This is a genomic window from Streptomyces sp. CB02056 (genome assembly GCF_001905545.1).
In the GTDB taxonomy this organism is placed as follows: domain Bacteria; phylum Actinomycetota; class Actinomycetes; order Streptomycetales; family Streptomycetaceae; genus Kitasatospora.
In genome coordinates, this window is record NZ_LIPD01000017.1 from 396 (window position 1) to 832 (window position 437).

At 72.5% G+C, this 437-nt stretch carries 1 pseudogene; it reads left to right on the forward strand.

The annotated features are described in order from the left end of the window. Positions 1-437, forward strand: a pseudogene (locus AMK13_RS34385) (PP2C family protein-serine/threonine phosphatase); the annotation flags it as partial.

The window sequence follows — 437 nt, forward strand, 5'->3', positions numbered from 1 at the left end:
CCACCCCGGCGCTGATCGCCGTCCTGCTCGTCGGGCTCGCGGACTTCCTCTCCGGCAAGGACCGCTACCTGGCCCCGCTGATGACCGTGGTGCCGACCGTCGCGGCACTGACCCTGAAGCCCCGCGAGCTGCTGCTGGTCTGCTCGCTCGGGCTGCTCACGGTGTTCGGGCTCAGCCACCACGACGAGGTCGACAACATCAACGACGCCCGCTTCCTGTACGGGGCGATGGTCAGCTACGTCGTCCTGACGCTGTTCTCGGCCTGGGTCGCCAAGGTCCGGATGCGGCGCGCGGCGGCCTTCGCGGCCGTCAGCTCCGTCGCCGAAGCCGCCCAGCGGGCGCTGCTGCAGCTGCCCGGGCCGACCGTCGGGCCGCTGCGGCTCGCGGTGCGGTACGTCTCGGCGGCGGACGCCTCACGGATCGGCGGGGACCTGTAC